General features: G+C 61.0%; 20 protein-coding genes and 1 other RNA gene. 8 read left to right on the plus strand and 13 right to left on the minus strand.

The annotated features are described in order from the left end of the window. Positions 1–4: 4 nt before the first annotated feature. The 5 genes from hisC to gyrA form a co-directional block, all read right to left on the minus strand. The gene (gene hisC, locus OX459_RS19230; protein WP_289906213.1) at positions 5–1,111 is read right to left on the minus strand and encodes a histidinol-phosphate transaminase; all 1,107 of its coding nucleotides are present in this window, start codon (positions 1,109–1,111) and stop codon (positions 5–7) included. Between the two features lie 44 nt (positions 1,112–1,155). Then, positions 1,156–2,226, minus strand: coding sequence for a prephenate dehydratase (pheA, locus tag OX459_RS19235; RefSeq protein WP_077400751.1), 1,071 nt, complete (start codon positions 2,224–2,226; stop codon positions 1,156–1,158). 83 nt (positions 2,227–2,309) lie between these two features. Then, complete coding sequence (gene serC, locus OX459_RS19240) at positions 2,310–3,401, minus strand: 3-phosphoserine/phosphohydroxythreonine transaminase (RefSeq protein WP_289906214.1); 1,092 nt, start codon at positions 3,399–3,401, stop codon at positions 2,310–2,312. A 27-nt stretch (positions 3,402–3,428) separates the two neighbouring features. After that, complete coding sequence (locus tag OX459_RS19245) at positions 3,429–4,013, minus strand: DUF2059 domain-containing protein (protein WP_289906215.1); 585 nt, start codon at positions 4,011–4,013, stop codon at positions 3,429–3,431. A 107-nt stretch (positions 4,014–4,120) separates the two neighbouring features. After that, positions 4,121–6,805: a DNA gyrase subunit A gene (gene gyrA / locus OX459_RS19250; RefSeq protein ID WP_251349945.1), complete on the minus strand. Its 2,685-nt coding sequence runs from the start codon at positions 6,803–6,805 to the stop codon at positions 4,121–4,123. Between the two features lie 656 nt (positions 6,806–7,461). Between gyrA and ompA the strand changes: the two genes are divergently transcribed. The 5 genes from ompA (at position 7,462) to OX459_RS19275 (ending at position 11,093) form a co-directional block, all read left to right on the plus strand. Next, positions 7,462–8,172 (plus strand): outer membrane protein OmpA, encoded by a 711-nt coding sequence (gene ompA / locus OX459_RS19255; protein WP_034782001.1) that lies wholly within the window; start codon positions 7,462–7,464, stop codon positions 8,170–8,172. 127 nt (positions 8,173–8,299) lie between these two features. Beyond that, complete coding sequence (gene ubiG, locus OX459_RS19260; protein ID WP_077400739.1) at positions 8,300–8,995, plus strand: bifunctional 2-polyprenyl-6-hydroxyphenol methylase/3-demethylubiquinol 3-O-methyltransferase UbiG; 696 nt, start codon at positions 8,300–8,302, stop codon at positions 8,993–8,995. A 68-nt stretch (positions 8,996–9,063) separates the two neighbouring features. Further along, entirely contained in the window at positions 9,064–9,768 is a 705-nt protein-coding gene (locus OX459_RS19265; protein WP_289906216.1) for an HAD-IA family hydrolase, read from the plus strand. A gap of 83 nt (positions 9,769–9,851) precedes the next feature. Continuing rightward, positions 9,852–10,212: a transfer-messenger RNA gene (gene ssrA / locus OX459_RS19270) on the plus strand. 461 nt (positions 10,213–10,673) lie between these two features. Next, the gene (locus OX459_RS19275; protein WP_289906217.1) at positions 10,674–11,093 is read left to right on the plus strand and encodes a hypothetical protein; all 420 of its coding nucleotides are present in this window, start codon (positions 10,674–10,676) and stop codon (positions 11,091–11,093) included. Positions 11,094–11,106: 13 nt separating this feature from the next. On the opposite strand, the gene OX459_RS19280 is transcribed toward OX459_RS19275, so the two are convergent. The 7 genes from OX459_RS19280 to OX459_RS19310 form a co-directional block, all read right to left on the minus strand. Further along, positions 11,107–11,493, minus strand: a complete 387-nt coding sequence (locus OX459_RS19280; RefSeq protein WP_289906218.1) for a hypothetical protein — start codon at positions 11,491–11,493, stop codon at positions 11,107–11,109. Beyond that, on the minus strand, positions 11,487–11,855 hold the full coding sequence (locus tag OX459_RS19285) for a hypothetical protein (protein ID WP_289906219.1): 369 nt from the start codon (positions 11,853–11,855) through the stop codon (positions 11,487–11,489). The genes OX459_RS19280 and OX459_RS19285 overlap by 7 nt, the downstream gene beginning before the upstream one ends. 13 nt (positions 11,856–11,868) lie before the next feature. Next, the gene (locus OX459_RS19290) at positions 11,869–12,330 is read right to left on the minus strand and encodes a penicillin-insensitive murein endopeptidase (RefSeq protein ID WP_289906220.1); all 462 of its coding nucleotides are present in this window, start codon (positions 12,328–12,330) and stop codon (positions 11,869–11,871) included. Between the two features lie 267 nt (positions 12,331–12,597). Then, entirely contained in the window at positions 12,598–13,050 is a 453-nt protein-coding gene (locus OX459_RS19295; protein WP_289906221.1) for a GTP pyrophosphokinase, read from the minus strand. A gap of 187 nt (positions 13,051–13,237) precedes the next feature. Next, on the minus strand, positions 13,238–13,900 hold the full coding sequence (locus OX459_RS19300; protein WP_289906222.1) for a hypothetical protein: 663 nt from the start codon (positions 13,898–13,900) through the stop codon (positions 13,238–13,240). Between the two features lie 109 nt (positions 13,901–14,009). Then, positions 14,010–15,611, minus strand: a complete 1,602-nt coding sequence (locus OX459_RS19305; protein WP_289906223.1) for a sensor domain-containing diguanylate cyclase — start codon at positions 15,609–15,611, stop codon at positions 14,010–14,012. Positions 15,612–15,808: 197 nt separating this feature from the next. Then, positions 15,809–16,051, minus strand: coding sequence for a hypothetical protein (locus tag OX459_RS19310; RefSeq protein ID WP_099665161.1), 243 nt, complete (start codon positions 16,049–16,051; stop codon positions 15,809–15,811). Positions 16,052–16,323: 272 nt separating this feature from the next. Between OX459_RS19310 and OX459_RS19315 the strand changes: the two genes are divergently transcribed. The 3 genes from OX459_RS19315 (at position 16,324) to OX459_RS19325 (ending at position 18,414) form a co-directional block, all read left to right on the plus strand. Further along, positions 16,324–17,082: a hypothetical protein gene (locus OX459_RS19315; protein ID WP_099665162.1), complete on the plus strand. Its 759-nt coding sequence runs from the start codon at positions 16,324–16,326 to the stop codon at positions 17,080–17,082. Next, entirely contained in the window at positions 17,079–17,321 is a 243-nt protein-coding gene (locus tag OX459_RS19320) for a hypothetical protein (RefSeq protein ID WP_289906224.1), read from the plus strand. Before OX459_RS19315 ends, OX459_RS19320 begins: the two co-directional genes overlap by 4 nt. A gap of 76 nt (positions 17,322–17,397) precedes the next feature. After that, positions 17,398–18,414 (plus strand): SMP-30/gluconolactonase/LRE family protein, encoded by a 1,017-nt coding sequence (locus OX459_RS19325; RefSeq protein WP_289906225.1) that lies wholly within the window; start codon positions 17,398–17,400, stop codon positions 18,412–18,414. On the opposite strand, the gene OX459_RS19330 is transcribed toward OX459_RS19325, so the two are convergent. Further along, on the minus strand, positions 18,401–19,468 hold the full coding sequence (locus OX459_RS19330) for an SDR family oxidoreductase (RefSeq protein WP_289906226.1): 1,068 nt from the start codon (positions 19,466–19,468) through the stop codon (positions 18,401–18,403). The genes OX459_RS19325 and OX459_RS19330 overlap by 14 nt on opposite strands. Positions 19,469–19,555: the final 87 nt, after the last annotated feature.

The raw sequence follows: 19,555 nt of genomic DNA on the forward strand, positions 1-19,555 counted from the left end.
GGCGTCAAGCCAGCGCTTTCGTCAGCGCGGCGATGAAGATGGCGTTTTCCTGCGGCAGGCCGATGGAAATGCGCAGCCATTGCGGCAAGCCATAGCTGCCCACGGGGCGCACGATCACGCCCTGTTTCAGCAGCGCCAGGTTCACGCGCGCGCCCGCTTCATCATCGTCGCCCACCTTCACCAGCACGAAATTGCCGTGCGACGGCACGTATTCCAGGCCCAGTTGCGCAAACGCTTCCGTAAACTGCTGGTAGCCGGCCGCGTTGTTACGCGCGCTTTGCTCGAGGAATGCCTTGTCGTTCAGGGCGGCAATCGCAGCCGCTTGCGCCAGCGAGTTGACGTTGAACGGCTGGCGGATGCGGTTCATCAGGTCCGTCAGCACAGGCTGGGCGATGGCGAAGCCGATACGCAGGCCGGCCAGGCCGTAGGCCTTCGACAGGGTGCGCGAGACCACCAGGTTCGGATACTGGCGCACCCACGCCGTCGATTCGTACTGCTCGTCGGCCGACAGGAATTCGTTGTAGGCCTCGTCCAGCACGACAACGACATGCGCCGGCACTTTCTGCAGGAAGGCTTCGAGCTGCGCCGCCGTCAGGAAGGTGCCGGTCGGGTTGTTCGGGTTGGCGATGAAAATCAGACGCGTGTCGTCGGCAATCGCCGCCGCCATGGCGTCCAGGTCATGGCCATAGGCTTGCGCCGGGACGACGATGTGGCGCGCGCCCAGGCCTTGCGTGGCCAGCGCGTACACGGCGAACGAATACTGCGAGTACACGACGGATTCGCCATGCTGCACAAACGCGTGCGCGGCGATTTCCAGGATGTCGTTGCTGCCGTTGCCCAGGGTGATCCAGTCGGCCGGCACGTCATAGCGCTTCGACAGCACGGCTTTCAAGTCGAAGCCGTTGGCGTCCGGGTAGCGGCCCAGGTCATCGATGGCGGCGATCATCGCCTGCTTGGCCGATTCCGGCATGCCGTACGGGTTTTCATTCGACGCCAGCTTGACGATGGCTGCCTCGTCGAGGCCGAATTCGCGCGCGACTTCCGCGATCGGTTTGCCGCTCTGGTAAGGGGCGATGGCGCGGACGTATTCTGGACCGATATTTTTAGACATGGTGTTCTTTAAAAAAGTGGGTGATTGTAAGAATAGCTACAGCTTCACAGGCTGACAGGATATGACCCCAGCACCTTGAAAAACGCCGCATTGCTTTGCAGCTCGGCCAGCGCCTGGGCGACGGCTGCGTCGTGCACGTGGCCCTCCACGTCGACATAGAAATAATACTCCCAGCTGCCCATGCGCGCCGGGCGCGACTCGAAGCGCGTCATCGACACGCCGTGTTTCGCCAGGGGCGCGAGCAACTGGTACACGGCGCCCGCCTTGTTCGGCACGGCCAGCACCAGCGACGTCTGGTCCTTGCCCGACGGCGCCGTCTGCAAGGTGCCAACGACGGCAAAGCGCGTGCGGTTGTGCGGGTCGTCCTGGATATGGCCCTTGACCACGCCCAGCTTGTACTGCGCGCCCGCCAGTTCGCTGGCGATGGCCGCCACCGTGCCGTCTTCGCCGGCCATGCGGGCCGCCTCGGCGTTCGAGGCCACGGCATGGCGCGCGATGTGCGGGTAATTCTGGTTCAGCCACACCTGGCACTGCGCCAGCGCCTGCGAATGGGCGCAGATGGCGGTGACGCCATCCATGTTGCCGCTCTTCGTCATCAGGCTGTGGTGCACGGCGATCGCCACCTCGCCGCTGATGATGAGACTCGTCTGCAACATCATGTCCAGGGTGCGGTTGACGGCGCCTTCCGAGGAATTTTCGATCGGCACCACGCCGAAATCCGCCGTTCCCGCCTCGGCGGAACGGAATACTTCGTCGATGGACGCGCATGGCAAGCCTTCCACGGCACTGCCGAACTGCTGGTACACGGCTTGTTCGCTGAAAGTGCCGGCCGGACCAAGGTAGGCCACGGTGACCCGCTTTTCCAGCGAGCGGCAGGACGACATGATTTCGCGGAAGATGGTCTGCACTTCGCGGTCGCCCATGGGGCCGGGATTGCGTTCGGCCACGCCGCGCAGCACCTGCGCCTCGCGCTCGGGGCGGAACACGGGCGCCTGCGTTTCAGCCTTCACGTGGCCCACTTGCTGGGCGATTTGCGCGCGGCGGTTCAGCAGTTCGAGGATTTGCGCGTCGATCGCATCGATCTGTTCGCGCAGCGGTTTCAATTTATCGGTCATGGTTGGTTTGTTTCGTCAGCTGTACTTCAATCATGGCCGCGCGGCCTGCGCCGGCGGCGGGCCGGCGCGGTCGTCTAGGCGACTCAGCGTCCGGCAAACTCGTTCAAATAGTTGACCAGGGCTTGCACGCCCTCGATCGGCATCGCGTTATAAATCGATGCACGCATGCCGCCGACGGACTTGTGGCCCTTCAGTTGCAGCAGGCCGCGCTGTTTCGCGCCGGCCAGGAATGCGTCGTTCAGACTTTCATCGCGCAGATAGAACGGGATGGTCATGCGCGAGCGGTATTCTGGGGCGACCCGGTTCTGGTAAAAGTCGTCCGCATCGAGCGCCGCGTACAGCAGCGCCGCTTTCTCAATATTACGCTGTTCCATGGCTGCAACGCCACCCTGGCGTTTGAGCCACTGGAAAACCAGGCCGGCGATATAGATGCCGTAGGTGGGCGGCGTGTTGTACATCGACTCATGTTCGGCCACGATGCTCCAGTCGAAGGCCGACGGGCAGATCGGCAGCGCCTTGCCCAGCAAGTCTTCGCGCACGATGACCAGGGTCAGGCCGGCCGGACCGATATTTTTCTGCGCGCCGCCGAAGATGACGCCATATTGCGATACATCAATAACGCGCGACAGAATGTGCGACGACATGTCGGCCACGATGGTGGTCCCTGCCGGCACGTTCGGCGCCTGCTGGAATTCCACGCCGTCGATGGTTTCATTGGTGCAGATGTGCAGGTAGGCGGCGCCTGGCGTCAACTGCCATTCGGCGACCGGCGGCACGCCCGTGAAACGGGCGGCCTTGGACGACGCGGCCACGTTGACGTTGGCGTACTTGGCCGCTTCCTGGATCGACTTGCCGGACCACGAGCCCGTGTGCACGAAGTCCACGGTGGCCGGCTGCTGCGCGGCCAGGCCCACCAGGTTCATCGGGATGATGGCGTTCTCGCCCAGGCCACCGCCCTGCAGGAACAGGATCTTGTAGTTCTCGGGCACGGCCAGCAGCTCGCGCAGGTCGGCCACTGCCTGCTGGTAGATGGAAATGAATTCGGGACCACGGTGGCTCATTTCCATCACCGACATGCCACTGCCATGCCAGTCCTGCATCTCGGCAGCCGCTTGCGCCAGCACTTCCTTGGGCAGGACGGCGGGGCCGGCGGAAAAATTGTAGATATGGGTCACGATACGGTCCTTGGCAAAATGGAAATCTTATTGGGGTGCCTGCGTGGCCGCCCGCATGACCTGGTCCAGCACCGCATTCACGCGCGGGATCAGCACGCGCTGGCTGATGGCCATCGATTCGGCAGACAGTTGCGGCATGGTGGCCAGCATCTTGCGCCCCAGCGGCGTCTTGTAGAAGGTCGTCAGCTGCTCGACTTCGGGCACCGTGTAGAAGCGCGCGTACAGGGGCACCATTTCGGCGGCCAGTTCGTCGATCAGGGTCGGGTCGGCCAGCACCTGCGTCAGGGTGGCGATGGCCAGGGGGATTTCTTCCTCGGCGCTGGCCAGCGCGCGCGCCTTGCGCTGCTCGTCCAGGTTCGGGTTGCTGCTGATTTGCTGCTGCGCCGACTGGCGGATCATGGCCGGCACCGATTGCAGCATCTGGTCGAAGATGTTGCGCGTCAGTTGCGGAAACTGCATCGCGTCGAGCATGCGCCGCACGGCCACCTTCATGGCGGGGCTGGGCGCCGCCTGGCGGGCGGGCGTGGCTTGCGTGCTCTGGGCCAGGGCCGGCAGGGTCGCAAGGAAGGCCAGCGAAAACGCGGCGAAGAAGGTGGCGACGATTTTTCTCATGGCATGCGGGACTTTACAAAAGCGGGGAACTATCTGGGGGTACGCAGGCTGGCGCCGCAACTGGCACGCCAACAGCAATTGGGGCTCCCGAAAGAGCCCCAATCATCTTACTCCGGCTGCGCCGGGTCGACAGGATCGGCCGGTTCAGCCGCTGCCGGCGCGGCCGCAGCCTCCTGGCCCGCCTCCGTCGTCAGCTCGACTTCGTCGATATCCGTCTCCACCACGCGCTGCAGGCCGGACAGCTTGGTGCCGTCTTCCACGGCGATCAGGGTCACGCCCTGCGTCGCGCGGCCCATCTCGCGGATTTCCGACACGCGGGTGCGGATCAATACGCCACCGGTGGTGATCAGCATGATTTCATCGCTGGTATCGACCAGGGTCGCGGCAACCACTTTACCGTTGCGCTCACTGGTCTGGATGGCGATCATGCCTTTCGTGCCACGGCCATGGCGCGTGTACTCGGTGATCGGCGTACGCTTGCCGTAGCCGTTTTCCGTGGCCGTCAGCACCGACTGCTGCTCGTTCTCGGCCACCAGCAGGGCGATCACGTGCTGGCCTTCTTCCAGGTTCATGCCGCGCACGCCGCGCGCCGTACGGCCCATCGGACGCACGTCGTTTTCGTCGAAGCGCACTGCCTTGCCCGAATCGGAGAACAGCATCACGTCGTGCTGGCCGTCGGTCAGCGCCGCGCCGATCAGGAAGTCGCCGTCGTCCAGGTCGACCGCGATGATGCCGGCCTTGCGTGGATTGCTGAAGTCCTTCAGCGGCGTCTTCTTGACGGTACCGAGGCTGGTCGACATGAACACGTAATGGTCTTCCGGGAACGTGCGGTTCTCGCCCGACAGCGGCAGGATCACGGTGATCTTTTCGTTGTCCTGCAGCGGGAACATGTTGACGATCGGCTTGCCGCGCGAATTGCGCGAGCCTTGCGGCACTTCCCACACCTTCAGCCAGTACATGCGGCCACGATCCGAGAAGCACAGGATGTAGTCGTGCGTGTTGGCGATGAACAGCTGGTCGATCCAGTCTTCCTCTTTCGTCGCCATCGCCTGCTTGCCGCGGCCGCCGCGCTTCTGCGCGCGGTATTCGGTGATCGGCTGGGCCTTCATGTAGCCCGTGTGCGACAGGGTCACGACCATGTCCTGCGGCGTGATCAGATCTTCCGTTTCCAGGTCGGTGGCATTCAACTCGATCTGCGAGCGGCGCACGTCCTTGTTGCCGGCGCCGTATTCGTTCTTCGCCGCCGTCATTTCGTCGGTGATGATGACGGTGACGCGTTCCGGCTTGGCCAGGATGTCGAGCAAGTCGGCGATATGTTCCATCACGTCCTTGTACTCGTTGACGATCTTGTCCTGTTCCAGGCCGGTCAGGCGCTGCAGGCGCATTTGCAGAATTTCCTGCGCCTGGTCGTCCGACAGCTTGTACAGGCCATCGCCCTGCATGCCATAGTGCTTCGGCAGATTTTCCGGACGGTAGGCGTCGATGCCGCCTGGCGTCGAGCCGTCGCCCGTGCGGGCCAGCATTTCGCGCACGACGGACGAGTCCCAGGCCTTGGCCATCAGCTCGACCTTGGCGATCGGCGGCGTCGGCGCGGCCTTGATGATGGCGATGAAGTCATCGATGTTGGCCAGCGCGACAGCCAGGCCTTCCAATACGTGACCGCGTTCGCGCGCCTTGCGCAGTTCGAACACGGTGCGGCGCGTCACCACTTCGCGGCGGTGCGACAGGAAGCATTGCAGCATCTGCTTGAGGTTCAGCAGCTTCGGCTGGCCATCGACCAGGGCCACCATGTTCATGCCGAAGGTGTCTTGCAACTGGGTCTGCTTGTACAGGTTGTTCAGCACCACTTCCGGCACTTCGCCTCGTTTCAGCTCGATCACCACGCGCATGCCCGACTTGTCGGATTCGTCGCGGATGTCGGAAATGCCGTCGAGCTTCTTGTCGCGCACGTTTTCAGCGATGCGTTCCAGCAAGGATTTCTTGTTGACCTGGAATGGCAGCTCGTCGACGATGATGGCGATGCGGCCGCCATCCTTGCCGTATTCTTCGAAGTGGGTCTTGGCGCGCATGACGACGCGGCCGCGGCCCGTGCGGTAGCCGTCGCGCACGCCGGACACGCCATAGATGATGCCGGCCGTCGGGAAGTCCGGCGCCGGGATCAGCTCGATCAATTCATCGATCGTGCACTCGGGGTTGCGCAGCACGTGCAGCGCACCGTCGATGACTTCGGTAATGTTGTGAGGCGGAATGTTCGTCGCCATGCCGACCGCGATACCGGACGAGCCATTGATCAGCAGGTTCGGGATACGCGTCGGCAAGACCGTCGGTTCCTTTTCCTTGCCATCGTAGTTGGGCTGGAAGTCGACGGTGTCCTTGTCGATATCGGCCAGCAACTCGCTGGCGATCTTGTCCAGGCGGCACTCGGTGTAACGCATCGCCGCGGCGCCGTCGCCGTCGACGGAACCGAAGTTGCCCTGGCCATCGACGAGCATGTAGCGCAGCGAGAAATCCTGCGCCATGCGCACCAGCGTGTCGTAGATCGAGGCATCGCCGTGGGGATGGTATTTACCCATGGTTTCGCCGACCACGCGGGCGCACTTGACGTAAGGGCGGTTCCACACGTTGTTCATTTCATGCATCGCGAACAAGACGCGGCGGTGCACTGGCTTCAAGCCATCGCGCGCATCGGGCAAGGCGCGACCGACGATCACGCTCATGGCGTAATCGAGGTAGCTCTTGCGCATCTCTTCTTCGAGGGAAATAGGAATTGTTTCTTTTGCGAATTGATCCATTGGCGGTTCGACTGATCTCAGGCTGTGGTTAACTTATCTGTTACGCAATGTATGACGCAATACTGCATATCCTGGGTGGCTGTCGTCGTGGACGCCGCGCCGCGCGCTGCTGGCGCGGCCCGGCTTCCATGTCGCAGAGTACCGGAACAAATCGGCGGGCTGGCGGCACGGCCAGTACGTGCACCGCAGTGGTACGAGCTGGCCATGCAGTGCCGCCGTGGGCATTTGCCCGACACTCTTAACAGTCAAGCGCACGATTTTAGCATGCGCGCCCAGCTACCTGCACAAATTGGCCATACCAACAAGATTGGCAGTTTGCACCGGAGCCGTGCAGCCTGACCTCTCGATAATGCACAATGGCAATACCAGTTCAAGATACCTGCCCTTAAAAGAGGCAAAAAAAGCGATCAATTGTTACAGACGCGTTACAAATGGGCATTTTCGTTGCGCAAAAACAACGCGCGGTCTAAAATCGGGCAAGCTTTGATTTAACCACGGTCGTGCGCCCCTGATGCGTGTGGCAAAATGACTGGGAAGTTAATTGCTAGTTTCGCAATCTGAAACGAGCGCATATGGTCTACATGATAAAATCTTGGCACGTAGCACCAGTAGCGCAGTGTTGTTCTGCGGATATCACCCCCCGAAAGGAAAAAAGAATGAATAAATTTGTAACGCTGTTTTTCGCTGCATCCGCAGTGATTGCTGGCTCGGCTTCGGCCCAAACCCCAACCTCCCCACCATTCGCGCCAGTTACCACTGACATCAAAGCACCAAGCCCAAAAAGCGCTTACGTGCAAGATGCCCGCGGCGTGATCGTGCGTGACCCATTCGGCCTGTGCTGGCGTACCGGCTACTGGACACCTGCTGACGCAGTGCCAGGTTGCGACGTGCCACTGTGCGTAGAGCCAGAAACCCTGCAAGACGGCAAATGCGTGGCTCCTCCAGCACCAGTCGTACCAGCACCGGCACCAGTCGTTGTCGTACCAGTACCAGTCGTAGTTGCTCCTACCTCGGAAAAAGTCAGCTTCGCTGCTGATGCATTCTTCGATTTCGACAAAGCTACGCTGAAGCCAGAAGGCAAAGCCAAGCTGGACGAGCTGTCCGCACAACTGGGCGGCATCAACCTGGAAGTCATCATCGCTGTGGGTCACACCGACTCCGTCGGCACCGATGCTTACAACCAAAAACTGTCGGTACGTCGTGCTGATGCTGTCAAAGCCTACCTGGTCACCAAAGGCGTTGAAAGCAACCGCGTGTACACCGAAGGCAAAGGCGAGAAACAACCTGTTGCTGATAACAAAACTGCCGAAGGCCGTGCGAAAAACCGTCGCGTGGAAATCGAAGTTGTTGGTACCCGCAACAAGTAATAGCTGAACCCCTGGACTTGCCGCAAGTCATCGCGCAAGTCAAGAACAGCATGAAAAACCCCGCCACGGCGGGGTTTTTTTTCGTCCGTGGCTGCCCAATTGTAAAATTGCCGCTATTATTCGACCTATGAACGCCGACCCTCTCGAAATCCAAAAATTCAGTGAGCTGGCCCACCGCTGGTGGGACCCCACTTCCGAGTTTCGTCCCCTGCACGAAATTAACCCCCTGCGCCTGGAATGGATCAACGCGAAAGTGCCGCTGGCCGGCAAGCGCGTGATCGACATCGGCTGCGGCGGCGGCATCCTGGCCGAATCGATGGCCCGCAAGGGTGCCGATGTGACGGGCATCGACCTGTCCGACAAGGCCTTGAAAGTGGCCGACCTGCACAGCCTGGAATCGGGCGCCAAGGTGCGCTACAAGCTGATCGCCGCCGAAGCCATGGCCGAGGAAGAGGCCGGCCAGTACGACGTCGTGACCTGCATGGAAATGCTCGAGCACGTGCCGGACCCCGCCGCCATCGTCAAGGCTTGCGCCGCGCTGGTGAAACCGGGCGGCCACGTGTTCCTGTCGACCCTGAACCGCAACCCGAAAGCGTACCTGTTCGCCATCCTGGGCGCCGAATACCTGCTGCGCCTGCTGCCGAAAGGCACGCATGACTATGACAAATTCATCACCCCGTCCGAACTGTCGCAATACGTGCGCAGCGCCGGCCTGGACGTCAACAGCATGCGCGGCATGGGCTACAATCCGCTGACCAAGATTTACTCACTTAATAGCGATACCAGCGTCAATTATCTGGTGGCCTGCACCCGGCCGCTGTAACCATCACGCACAATACAAGGCGGCTGCGGCCGCCATTTTTCATTCCTACTTGACACACTTTTTCCGCCATGATCACTGACCATCTGCCAGCCCCGCGCGCCATCCTGTTCGACCTCGACGGCACCCTGGCCGACACCGCGCCCGACCTGGCGGCGGCCATCAACCTGCTGCGCGCGCGCGCCGGCCTGGCGCCGACCCCGTATGACGTCCTGCGCCCCACGGCCTCGGCCGGCGCGCGCGGCATGATCGGTGCATCCTACGGCATCGGCCCCGGCGAAAGCGGCTACGAAGCCCTGAAAGACGGATTCCTGAACAATTACGAAGCGGCCCTGGCCGTGGAAAGCCGCCTGTTCGACGGCATCCCTGCCCTGCTGGAAGGCCTGCAAGCCCTGGGCTTGGCCTGGGGCGTGGTCACCAACAAGGCCGCCCGCTTCACCGACCCGCTGGTGGGCCAGATCGGCCTGGGCGCCGCCGGCTGCGTGATTTCGGGCGACACCATGGCGCACCCGAAACCGCACCCCGCCCCCCTGCTGGAAGCGGCGCGCCGCCTGGACCTGGCGCCGCAAGACTGCTGGTACGTGGGCGACGACCTGCGCGACATCCAGGCCGGCCGCGCCGCCGGCATGCGCACGGTGGCCTGCGCCTGGGGCTACTGCGGCCCCGTCGAACCGCAGCACTGGAACGCCGACCACCTGCTGGATACCCCGCATGCGCTGCTCGAGCTGATCAGCGCGGTAGTGAAGGCGGCGCAGGCGCGGCAATTGGCGGCATAAATCGGCCCGCGCTTGATCTGGCACACCAGCAAGCGAATGCACCATGCAAGAGTGGGCGGATTGCGCTACAATGAAGGTTCTGTGGGGACGACCTGGTTTCGACGTGGGTTGCAAAGCAGCGCAGGGCATACCGAGGGCGGGCTACCTCGTAAATACAACCTGAAAAAACTTAACTGCAAACGATAACTCGTACGCACTGGCAGCTTAATCGCTGTTAGCTCTAGAACACCTCGTCCCTGGGGTGGGCCGTCAAAAGCTCTAGAGTCATTTACAGGGACTCGTCGTATGCTGGGTTACTTAGCGTCCGACTAAATAATAGGTAACTCGCTTGCCCATAACGTGCACATCCGTGCTGGCTGAGTTAAATTAAATGATAGTGCTAAGTATGTAGAACTGTCTGTGGAGTGCTTGCGGACGCGGGTTCGATTCCCGCCGTCTCCACCACTGAATAAATAAAAGGGCTTCCCCGTTTTGGCGGGGAGGCCCTTTTTATTTATTCCATGCATGCAGAACGCGGGCGTCGAATCCGCGTCCGGTACGGACGCGGGGGTTTTGCGGGGCTTCGGCGAGCGCAGCTCGGCGCCGCAAAACCGGGTTGCGCTTGCAAGCGCAACCCCCTCCGATTCGTCTGGTTAGGTTTTGCGCCGCAGGCGGTTTTTCCTAACGACAACATCAACTTCTCAGGCCGTGTACGAATGGCGGACGTGCCCCTCGTCCTTTAGCCGGTAAAATCATACGCAAAGGTGGCCCGGCGAGCCACGCCGGCGGCGAGAAAAAAATAGCAAGCAAGACTACAAACACGGCAAGCGAGCCATATTCAGCAAAGACAAGACCATCAAAGTAACCAAGCAGCAAGGCCACCTGATCGGGCACAATATCGAGGCATTGGTAAAGAAACCCCAACCATGAAAATTGCTCGCCTCCTTTCCTCCAGTTTCCTCGTGCTAGCCGTGGCCCTCGTCGCCTATGGTCTTTTCGGCGTCTCCCGTTTTACCTGGTACACGGGCGCATACTACGATGAGCGCATGATCTTGTTCGACCACGGCTTATATCCCTTTGCGTGGGGTATCGCGCTGCTGCTGATGGGACAAATCGCCCGCTTGCACCATCGTCGACCGGCCATGCTTCTCGCCGCGGGTGCCGCACTGTTGCTCCTTGTCTGGAAACGAGCAACAGTGCCCGGTGCCATCACCAATCAGCAACTTTTCCCTGACCCTGATTTGCTGGCCGGACTGATCGTTACCGCTGTCATGGTCATCGTTTTGGCGCTGATAGACCGCCCCGCCGAACAAGCCATCCGCAAAGCTCTTGCTCGTACCCGGTGACCGGTCGCCCCCATTACTCCCCACACACCGCCCCACCCACCGCTCCCCCGATACTCAAGCCCGTCGACAAATCGAAACCAAAATCACAGCGATAGCCATTTTTCGGACGGTGCCGGCACAGCAGCATGTCACGATTGCGAATGCGTATTTGCGGATCGGGGCAGCCATCGCGCATATCCGGCCCGATGGCGTCGAACATGTCCTTTGCAGCGCCTCCCGTCAAACGAAACGCAACTTTGGTATCGCCCGCAACCGGTGCCACTGCATCGTCGAGATATGCGCCATAGATCGCGTAGCCCCCTGAAAAATCCTTTTGCACGAATTCCCATACGGCCCTGGCCTGATGCGCCAACAACAAGCACAGCAGCGCGACGAATAGCAGGCTGGCGCGCCTCAGCATACGGAGCCGCCGATGCTGCGCCCGGTCACCAGATCAAAACCGAAGTCGCAATGGTGCCCATCACGGGGATGATAGGAGCAGCGCACTTCCGCCCGCTGGCGCAGGCGATATTCGCCGTCCATACCGCACACGTTGCGCAAGTCCGGCCCCATCGCATCGAATAGCTGCTTTGCCGCCTTGCCGTCGATCCAGAACGCGATGCGCTTGTCTTTACTGGTCGACGGTTGCGGATCGCTCAAGCCTCCGCTATAGATGGCATAGCGGCCTTTGAATGACTGATACGAAAATAACCATTTGGGAGCGGACTGAGCCATGGCCATAGCAACGACAAGGAGCGGAAAAACAGCGAGAAGGCGTTTCATGTCATCCGTCCCGCTATTTAATCGTGATGTGAAAATGGTCGTCGTGATGTATGAGTGGTCTTATCCGGGGGATAGTAGGGTCATTAAAATAAATAACTTGGACAAAGCTGAATTCAAAAAATATGCGGATTAGCTGCGCCGTTGCATCGCGATCATATTGCGTGTCAAACCTTGTCACCGCGCGCTCCATTTTATCTTTGCGAAACAATCGGACGTCGACGTCTTTTCCGCTTCGATGGCTCGCATGGTCATGGTAAACAACGCCATCAGCCAAGCTGATATTTCCAAAACCAATTTTCCGACTATCGATACCTTGCCATTGATGCTCGACCAAAAATAGTAGCGAAAGTAACTTGGGATGGGCATATTGTCCGGCGCCATTGGGCGGTGTGCCATAGGTGTAATATCCCGCGCCTTCCGGCCTTTGCGGAAGATTAAAGTAGCCGCGTGCATCCCTTGGCTGCAATTCCAGCATGCGTGCTCCTGAATGTAACATCCCAGCGCTCAGTTCAAACCATGGCAACAAACAGTGCTCGCTGCACATCTCGATGCAGATGTTACGCACCGACGTCCCTGGCAGGAATCCTCGCGCCACGCAAAGAAATCTGCACACTCGACAATTTTTGCCGTTATACATCTTCTGAGCATTGCGAAGGATCAAATCCCTGTACGTTAATGGCGTTATCGCTAATTGCAGCCATGACATTGAACAAGCGCAAGATCGCGCAGTGCCACGTTGAGACTAAAGAACCTCCCCCAGCAAATATCCCATCGCCCTCCGATACTTCTCCCCCCTCTCCAAATCCTTCTGCGTTGGCTCCCCTATCCTCGACAACTCGCTGTTCTCAGCCAGATCAGCCAGCTTGACGGCCTTGCCGACCGGATTCAGGGCCGCGCGGGCGATGAAATCCTCGTACGATTCGCCCTCGATCTTGGTCACGGCGCGCACGCCGTCGATGACTTCCCGGGAAAATCCTTCGCGCGCCAGGTCGTCGAAGGTGATTTTTCCATCGCTGTCTTCCACAACATCATGCAGCACGGCCACAATTTGCTGGGCGCCAGGGGCGACGCGCAGCATGACGCGCAAGGGGTGGAGTATGTATGGCGCGCCGCCCTTGTCCGTCTGGCCGGCATGGGCGGCGGCGGCGATTTCAATCGCGCGTTCCAGGGTGCCGCGTCTTGCGTGTTCACTCATGTTTATTCCTTGTTCACTCCATGTTGGTTGCTGACCCCGTTGCACGCCAGCCGCGGCGCTGCAAATGGCAAACACTGCTGCACAGCAAGGCTGGCACCAGTAAATTGAGGACCGGTATCAGCATCAGCAAGCACAGCAGCAGACCCAGGGCAGCAATCGCCGGGCGCTGCGCGCGGCGCAACGCCGCTTACTGTTCTGCGCCGAGCACGTCTTCGGCCGCCGCGCCGTAGATCATCCGGACATTCCAAGCCAGCAGGTACGACACCAGCACGCACATGGCCCACACGGGGATCAGCAGGGAAAGCAGCAGCAACAGGCGCCGCCAGACGGGGGGCGGGGCGGACAGCTCCAGGCCGGCCGGCGCTTGCCACGAGGCATAGCGGCGTGCCGCCACAGCCTTGGCCCGTTCCAGCAACAGCCAGCGCAGCGGCAAGCGCGCCGTGCCGATGGCGCCGACGATAAAGACCATGACATAGAACAAGGTGGCCAGCGCCAGCAAGGCCAGGGCGATCTGGCCTATCGACAGCAGGGCCTTGGCGGCGCTGCCCAGGCTACCAGCGACATTGCCCATCTGCGAGAGCGTGGCAGGCCCGTTGGCCAGTGTCCCGACGCCATCCATCACGCCCAGGCCCAGCAAGCCGGTAACCGACACCAGCGCCAGCATGGCGCTCAGCTCGACAAAAAAACGGCCGAAGCAGCCATACAGCCCCAGCCACAGGGCCACGACCGCCATGCACCACAGCGCGGAGCGCCACCACAGCCCCGCATGACGCGCATCGCGCACTCCCAGGCCGATGCACGTGAAGGCTTCCCGCCAGGCCTGCAGCCAGGTTTGCAATGTTTGTGTCACGCTCAGGCGTACTCCGCAATGAAGGGGCGGATACGTCGATCCGGATGTTGCCGATTGTACATGGACAAGGCTGGCGCACGCGCGCCCCTTCCTCAGCCGTCAGCAATCGCTATCGAAACGCAAAAGCAGTCGCGGCCTGCTCGGCCGGCTCGCAAGGCGAGGCATAACAGACTTGATTTCTGCCGGATGCCTTGGCCTTGTACAGTGCCGTATCAGCGAGTTCAACCAGTTCGACCGCCTGGTTTTCCAGGTGCGTCGGCATGAAAGCCGCCACGCCGACGCTGACCGTCACCACGCCCAGGGGATTGCCCCGATGTTCGACGCCCAGCGATTGCGCTGCCTGGCGAACACCTTCCGCCACCGCCAGGGCGCCCGGCAAATCCGTTCCAGGCAATAAAATGACCATTTCCTCGCCACCATAGCGTGCCGCCAGGTCGCCCGGCCTGCGCATGCTGTAGCCGACCACTTTGCCGATTTTTCTCAGGCACTCGTCGCCGGCCACATGGCCATAGATATCGTTGTATTGCTTGAAGAAGTCGACATCGATCAACACCAGCGCAAGCGAGCCGTCTTCACGCTGTGCACGGCTGAACTCGGCAAGCAGCGACTGGTCGAAGTGGCGCCGGTTCGCCAGCCCCGTCAATCCATCCTGGTTGGCAAGGCGGGCCAGGGTTTCATTGATCAATTCCAGTTCATTGCGCGCCTCGAGCAATCCAGCCTCGCTCTTGACCCGCAAATCGATTTGCCGCACCACGCGGTATCCGATGAAGGCAATCAGCAGCACCAGCACGCCACCCACCGCGTTCTGCAAAATCGTGTCGAGACGCCACGAAGCGAGGACTTCATCCTGTGACAGTGCGGCAGAGACAACCAGCGGGTATTCCTCGACCCTTCGATAGCTATTGATACGCGTCACGCCATCGACGCCCGACTTGATCACGGCCGTGCCAACGGGACTTTTGGGCAAATAATCGTGGAATACGGGGAATTGCGAAATATCGCGTCCCAACAGGCTTTCATCGAAAGGCCTCCGCAATAAAAGAATGCCTTTTCCATTCGCAATGAAAATGGCGCCTTTTTCCCCTATCGAAAAACGTTCATAAAACAGCCTGAAATAATTCATGTCGATGGTCGCCAGCGCCACGCCGCCGAAACTTCCGTCGGGCATATTGATTCGCCGTGATACCGTGACTATCCATTGCCCCGTTGATTTGCTGCGCACGGGAGGTCCGACATAGGGCCCCCGGTCCTCATGCGTTCGATGGTAGTTGAAATAATCCCGATCAGAATTATTCAGATTGCTCAACAGCGTTTTCTGCGAATTCACGAGCCAGCTGCCATCCCTCGCATAGATGAAGATGCCGTGCAACTGGCGCAGCTCGGCGACACGGGCGACCAGCAATTTGTGCACACGGGCCAATTCGCTATCGGAAACACCGTCTGTTTCCACCCGCTCCACCAGTCCGACCAGCACCGTATCGGCTTCCTTGATGGTGTCATAGGCATGCTGCGCAACAGATTGCGCCAGATTGGCGCTTTCGCGGGCCGCCTCACTCAGCTGTACTTCCCGTGCGCGCAAGGTCATCCAGAACTGGATCGCCAGGAGCGACAGGCACACCAGCACGACAAATGAGATGGCCAGCGGCAGCAAGGAAAAACCACGGAAACCTGCTCCCAACAAGCGTGGCGGCAAGCTGCGTGACCTGATCATGGCGACACTCCCGGATTGACATGCCGCAAAGTGTGCACCAAATAGGCAGCAACATACTCACACATCGTCACAAACAAGATACAAAAAAATTACCACTGCACTTGCCAGGGAGCATGGATGAATAATTATTTTGCCTGCTGCGCCATGGTGCTCGCTCTTTTCTCGACGACACACGCGGCTGACAGGCAGCGCCCGCCCTACCTGCGGCTGAGCGGCACGTATTCCCCCGGCAAGCTGGCCACCTCCAGCGCATCGGCAAACGCCAGCAAGAACTTCGCCGGGCCATGGTCCGACACCAGCAGGGAGGCGCCCTTGTGGCGCAGCAGTTTCAAGACTTCCTGCTGGTGCGCCTGGTATTCGCTGGAGTGCCCGTAAAACGTTTGATACATCTCAAGGGTTTCCATGGCCTTGGCGGCCAGGATGAATTCGGGTTTGTCCATGATGTCTCCTCGTTGTTATTGCTGCCAAAACCACGAAAAAAACCTGCAAGACGTGCGGCCCATGCCGGTCGCACTGCATTGCGGCAACCACATCCGTATTTCCATCATACGCCTCAACCCGGCCATTGCGCCGTCCTGTCGCGCATCTTTTTCCATTCCACCCGTCCTGCTTCATCACCGTGCATCCAGACCTGCGCCATTCCTCGCGTGCGCGCTAGCCGCACGTTCCCGCACATGGCATCATGCGCGTTACCCATTCACTCTGGCGACACATGGACCAATATCACTTCCTGGTAGGCGAATTCAAGAAAAATACCCCCTTCATTGCCGCCGCGGCCAGCGCACAGCTGTTCGCCTGGTTCGCGCACATCGGCGAACCCGTCGAGCGCTACGGCAACAAGCGCGGCAAGATCGTCAAGTTCTCACAGCGAAATTACGAGAAGATGCTGTTCGCGCCAGAGACCGACGGCATCGGACTGCTTTCGCCGCGTCTCGTGCCGCCCGACGAAGCTGACGAGGCCGTCAACTGCGACGCGCAGGCCATGTATTCATCGGGCTCGGAGCTGGTTCTGTCCATACGCGCCAGCAAGCTTGCGCTGATGCCGTTGTTCGACGGTGCCCGGGCCATACCCGGCCTGTTTGAGCATTGCGAATATGTGTACTGCTACGCTGAAACGCAGGGCTATGGCACCGGCTACGCACTCGGCTACCGGCAGATCGATGAAGCCCATCCGATGACCTTTGGCACTCCTTGCCCCGCAAATAACTGGGCCGCCATCAAGCGGCGCGGGCTGCAAGATTCGCACCTGCGCGATGTATATCCGATCAACGGTTTCACGCAAGCCAGACTGGATGCGCTGCCGCCCGAGCGCCGGCAAGCGCTGCGCGACGCGATGCAGGCGTATGGCCGCTGCGAAGAGCATGCCGGCTTGACTTTCTGGTATCTGCCGCCCGAGGAACTGGACGCCGCCCGCACCGCGCTGAACGCACACGCCATGCTGGGCGCCTATATCAGCCACCGACACCCATGAGCACACATTTATCGCTGCACTGCTATCTGCAGGACGTCGCCGCCGAGCGGCCCCTGCCCTGCTCCGACGTGACCATCCACGCCGACCCGGCCACCCTGCGCGCCATCGCCCGCTTCCTGCTGGCCAGCGCCGACACCTTTGATCAGGCGCAAGACCGGGCCGGCATGCATGCCCATCTGCAAGACGACTGGGACGGCTGGCAAGACGACTTCCCCGACCTCGTCGTGGTGGCGGCCTAGGTGGCAACCTAGCCAGGCGCCTGCGTCGGCGCGCGTCGGGTAACATACGCCACCTTCGCCATACAGAGAACACCCGATGCCCCATTCCCGATACGCCCTGCCGTCGCTGCGCACGGCCGTGCTGGCCGCCGCGCTGGCCAACCTGTCCGCCTGCGCCAGCCCGCCGGCGCACGAAACGCTGTTCCTCGCCACCATCCTCACGCCCGCGCACTCCTTCACCAAGGGCGTCGAAGGCCCGGCCGTGGATGCGGATGGCAATATCTACGCCGTCAACTTTGCGCGCCAGCAAACCATCGGCAAGGTCAGCCCCGGCGGCATGGGCGAGGTGTACCTGACCCTGCCTGGCACCAGCATCGCCAACGGCATCCGCTTCGGCAGCCGCGGGCAGATGTACTTGGCCGACTACATGGAACACACGATTTACCTGGTCGACCCGGCCACGCGCGCGCTCGCCATCCACGCACGCGAACCGCGCATGACGCAGCCGAACGACATCGCCATCACGGCCGACGACGTACTGTATGCGAGCGACCCGAACTGGAAGGAAAACACGGGCCGCGTGTGGCGCATCGCGCAAGACGGTACGGTGACCCTGGCGCTCGACACCATGGGCACGGCCAATGGCATCGAAGTGAGTCCTGACGGCAATATCTTGTATGTGAATGAAAGCGTGCAGCGCAATATCTGGATGTACGACATCGCCGCGGACGGCAGCCTGAGCGGCAAGCGATTGCTGATCGAGTTCGACGATTTCGGCATGGACGGCATGCGCGTGGACGTCGACGGCAACCTGTATGTGACGCGCTACGGCAAGGGCAGCGTGGTCAAACTATCGCCGCAGGGCCGCATCTTGCGCGAGATCAGCGTGCCCGGCGCCAAGCCGAGTAACATCACCTTCGGCGGCCCCGATGGCCGCACGGCGTACGTGACGGAAGTGGTGCAGGGACGGCTGCTGCAATTTCGCGTCGACCGCCCGGGCCTGGAATGGCAGCGGGCGCAGCAGCATAAAGTAAATGCGGCAAATGCGGCGGCAGCGGCAGCAGCCGCGACAACCCCGCCACCGGCTGCCGCGGAGTCCGTCAGCGCGGAATGACGCGTTCCGCCTTCAACTTCTCGAACAGCTGGAAGAAGGCGTCTTGCGTATCCTGGTAATCAAGGAAGCCGGCCTTGCGGCTCTTGCCCATGTCCGTCATCACTTCCATCGGCCGGCCCAGGTCGGCATCCGTATGCCACCAGGAAGCGAGGCGGCCGACATCCAGCTCGACCAGATCATGCTGCTGCGCGATGGCGCGCCACTGGGCGGGGGCATCCTGCATGCGCTCGGCCAGCGGTGCCATCACCTCGGGCAGGTCGGCCGCCGCGACGCCGAAATAGGCGGCCAGGCACGGCCACAGCCACTTCCAGCGGAAGACGTCGCCATTGACGATATTGAAATCCTCGTTGCGCGCGGCCGGGCTGTCGGCCGCCCACGCCAGGTGGCGCGCGATCTGGCCCGCGTCCGTCATGTCGGACAAGCCGTGCCATTGCGCGGGCGAACCGGGAAACACGAAGGGCTGGCCGCCGGCCTTGCACAAATTCGCATACACGGCCAGGGTCAGGCCCATGTTCATGGCATTGCCCAGCGCGTAGCCGATGATGGTATGCGGGCGGTGCACGCTCCACGTAAAACCGTACTGCGCGGCCGCTTCAAACAGCCGGTCTTCCTGAGCATAGTAGAAATTCTCGACCGCTTGTCGGCCCTGCTCTTCGCGAAATGGCGTGACGGGCACGCTGCCCTTGCCATACGCATCGAACGGTCCCAGGTAATGCTTGAGGCCAGTGACCAGCGCCGCATGGCGCAAGTGGCCGGCCGGTCCCAGCGCGGCCAGCACATTGGCCACCATGGCGCCATTGACGCGGATGTTTTCCTGCTCGTTTGCCTGGCGTGCCCAGGCCGTGAAAAAGACGTGGCTGGCGTCCAGGCCCGCCAGGGCGGCGTTTACTGCCGCGCCATCCGTGGCATCCAATTGCAGGGAAGTGCAGCCTGCCGGCACGGGCGTGCGGCCGCGCGAAACGCCCGTCACTTGCCAGCCCTGCGCCAGCAAGTGCGTGGCCAGATTGCTGCCGATGATGCCGCTGGCGCCGATGATGAGAGCGTGTTTTTGCATGAGAGAAAGCCTCCGAAAGAAAAAAACATCATATCCGCGACATCAATTCTTATCCGCGATACTATTTCTCCCTATTCATGAATAAAA

This window comes from Janthinobacterium sp. SUN026, from assembly GCF_030397625.1.
Classification (GTDB): Bacteria; Pseudomonadota; Gammaproteobacteria; order Burkholderiales; family Burkholderiaceae_D; genus Janthinobacterium; species Janthinobacterium kumbetense.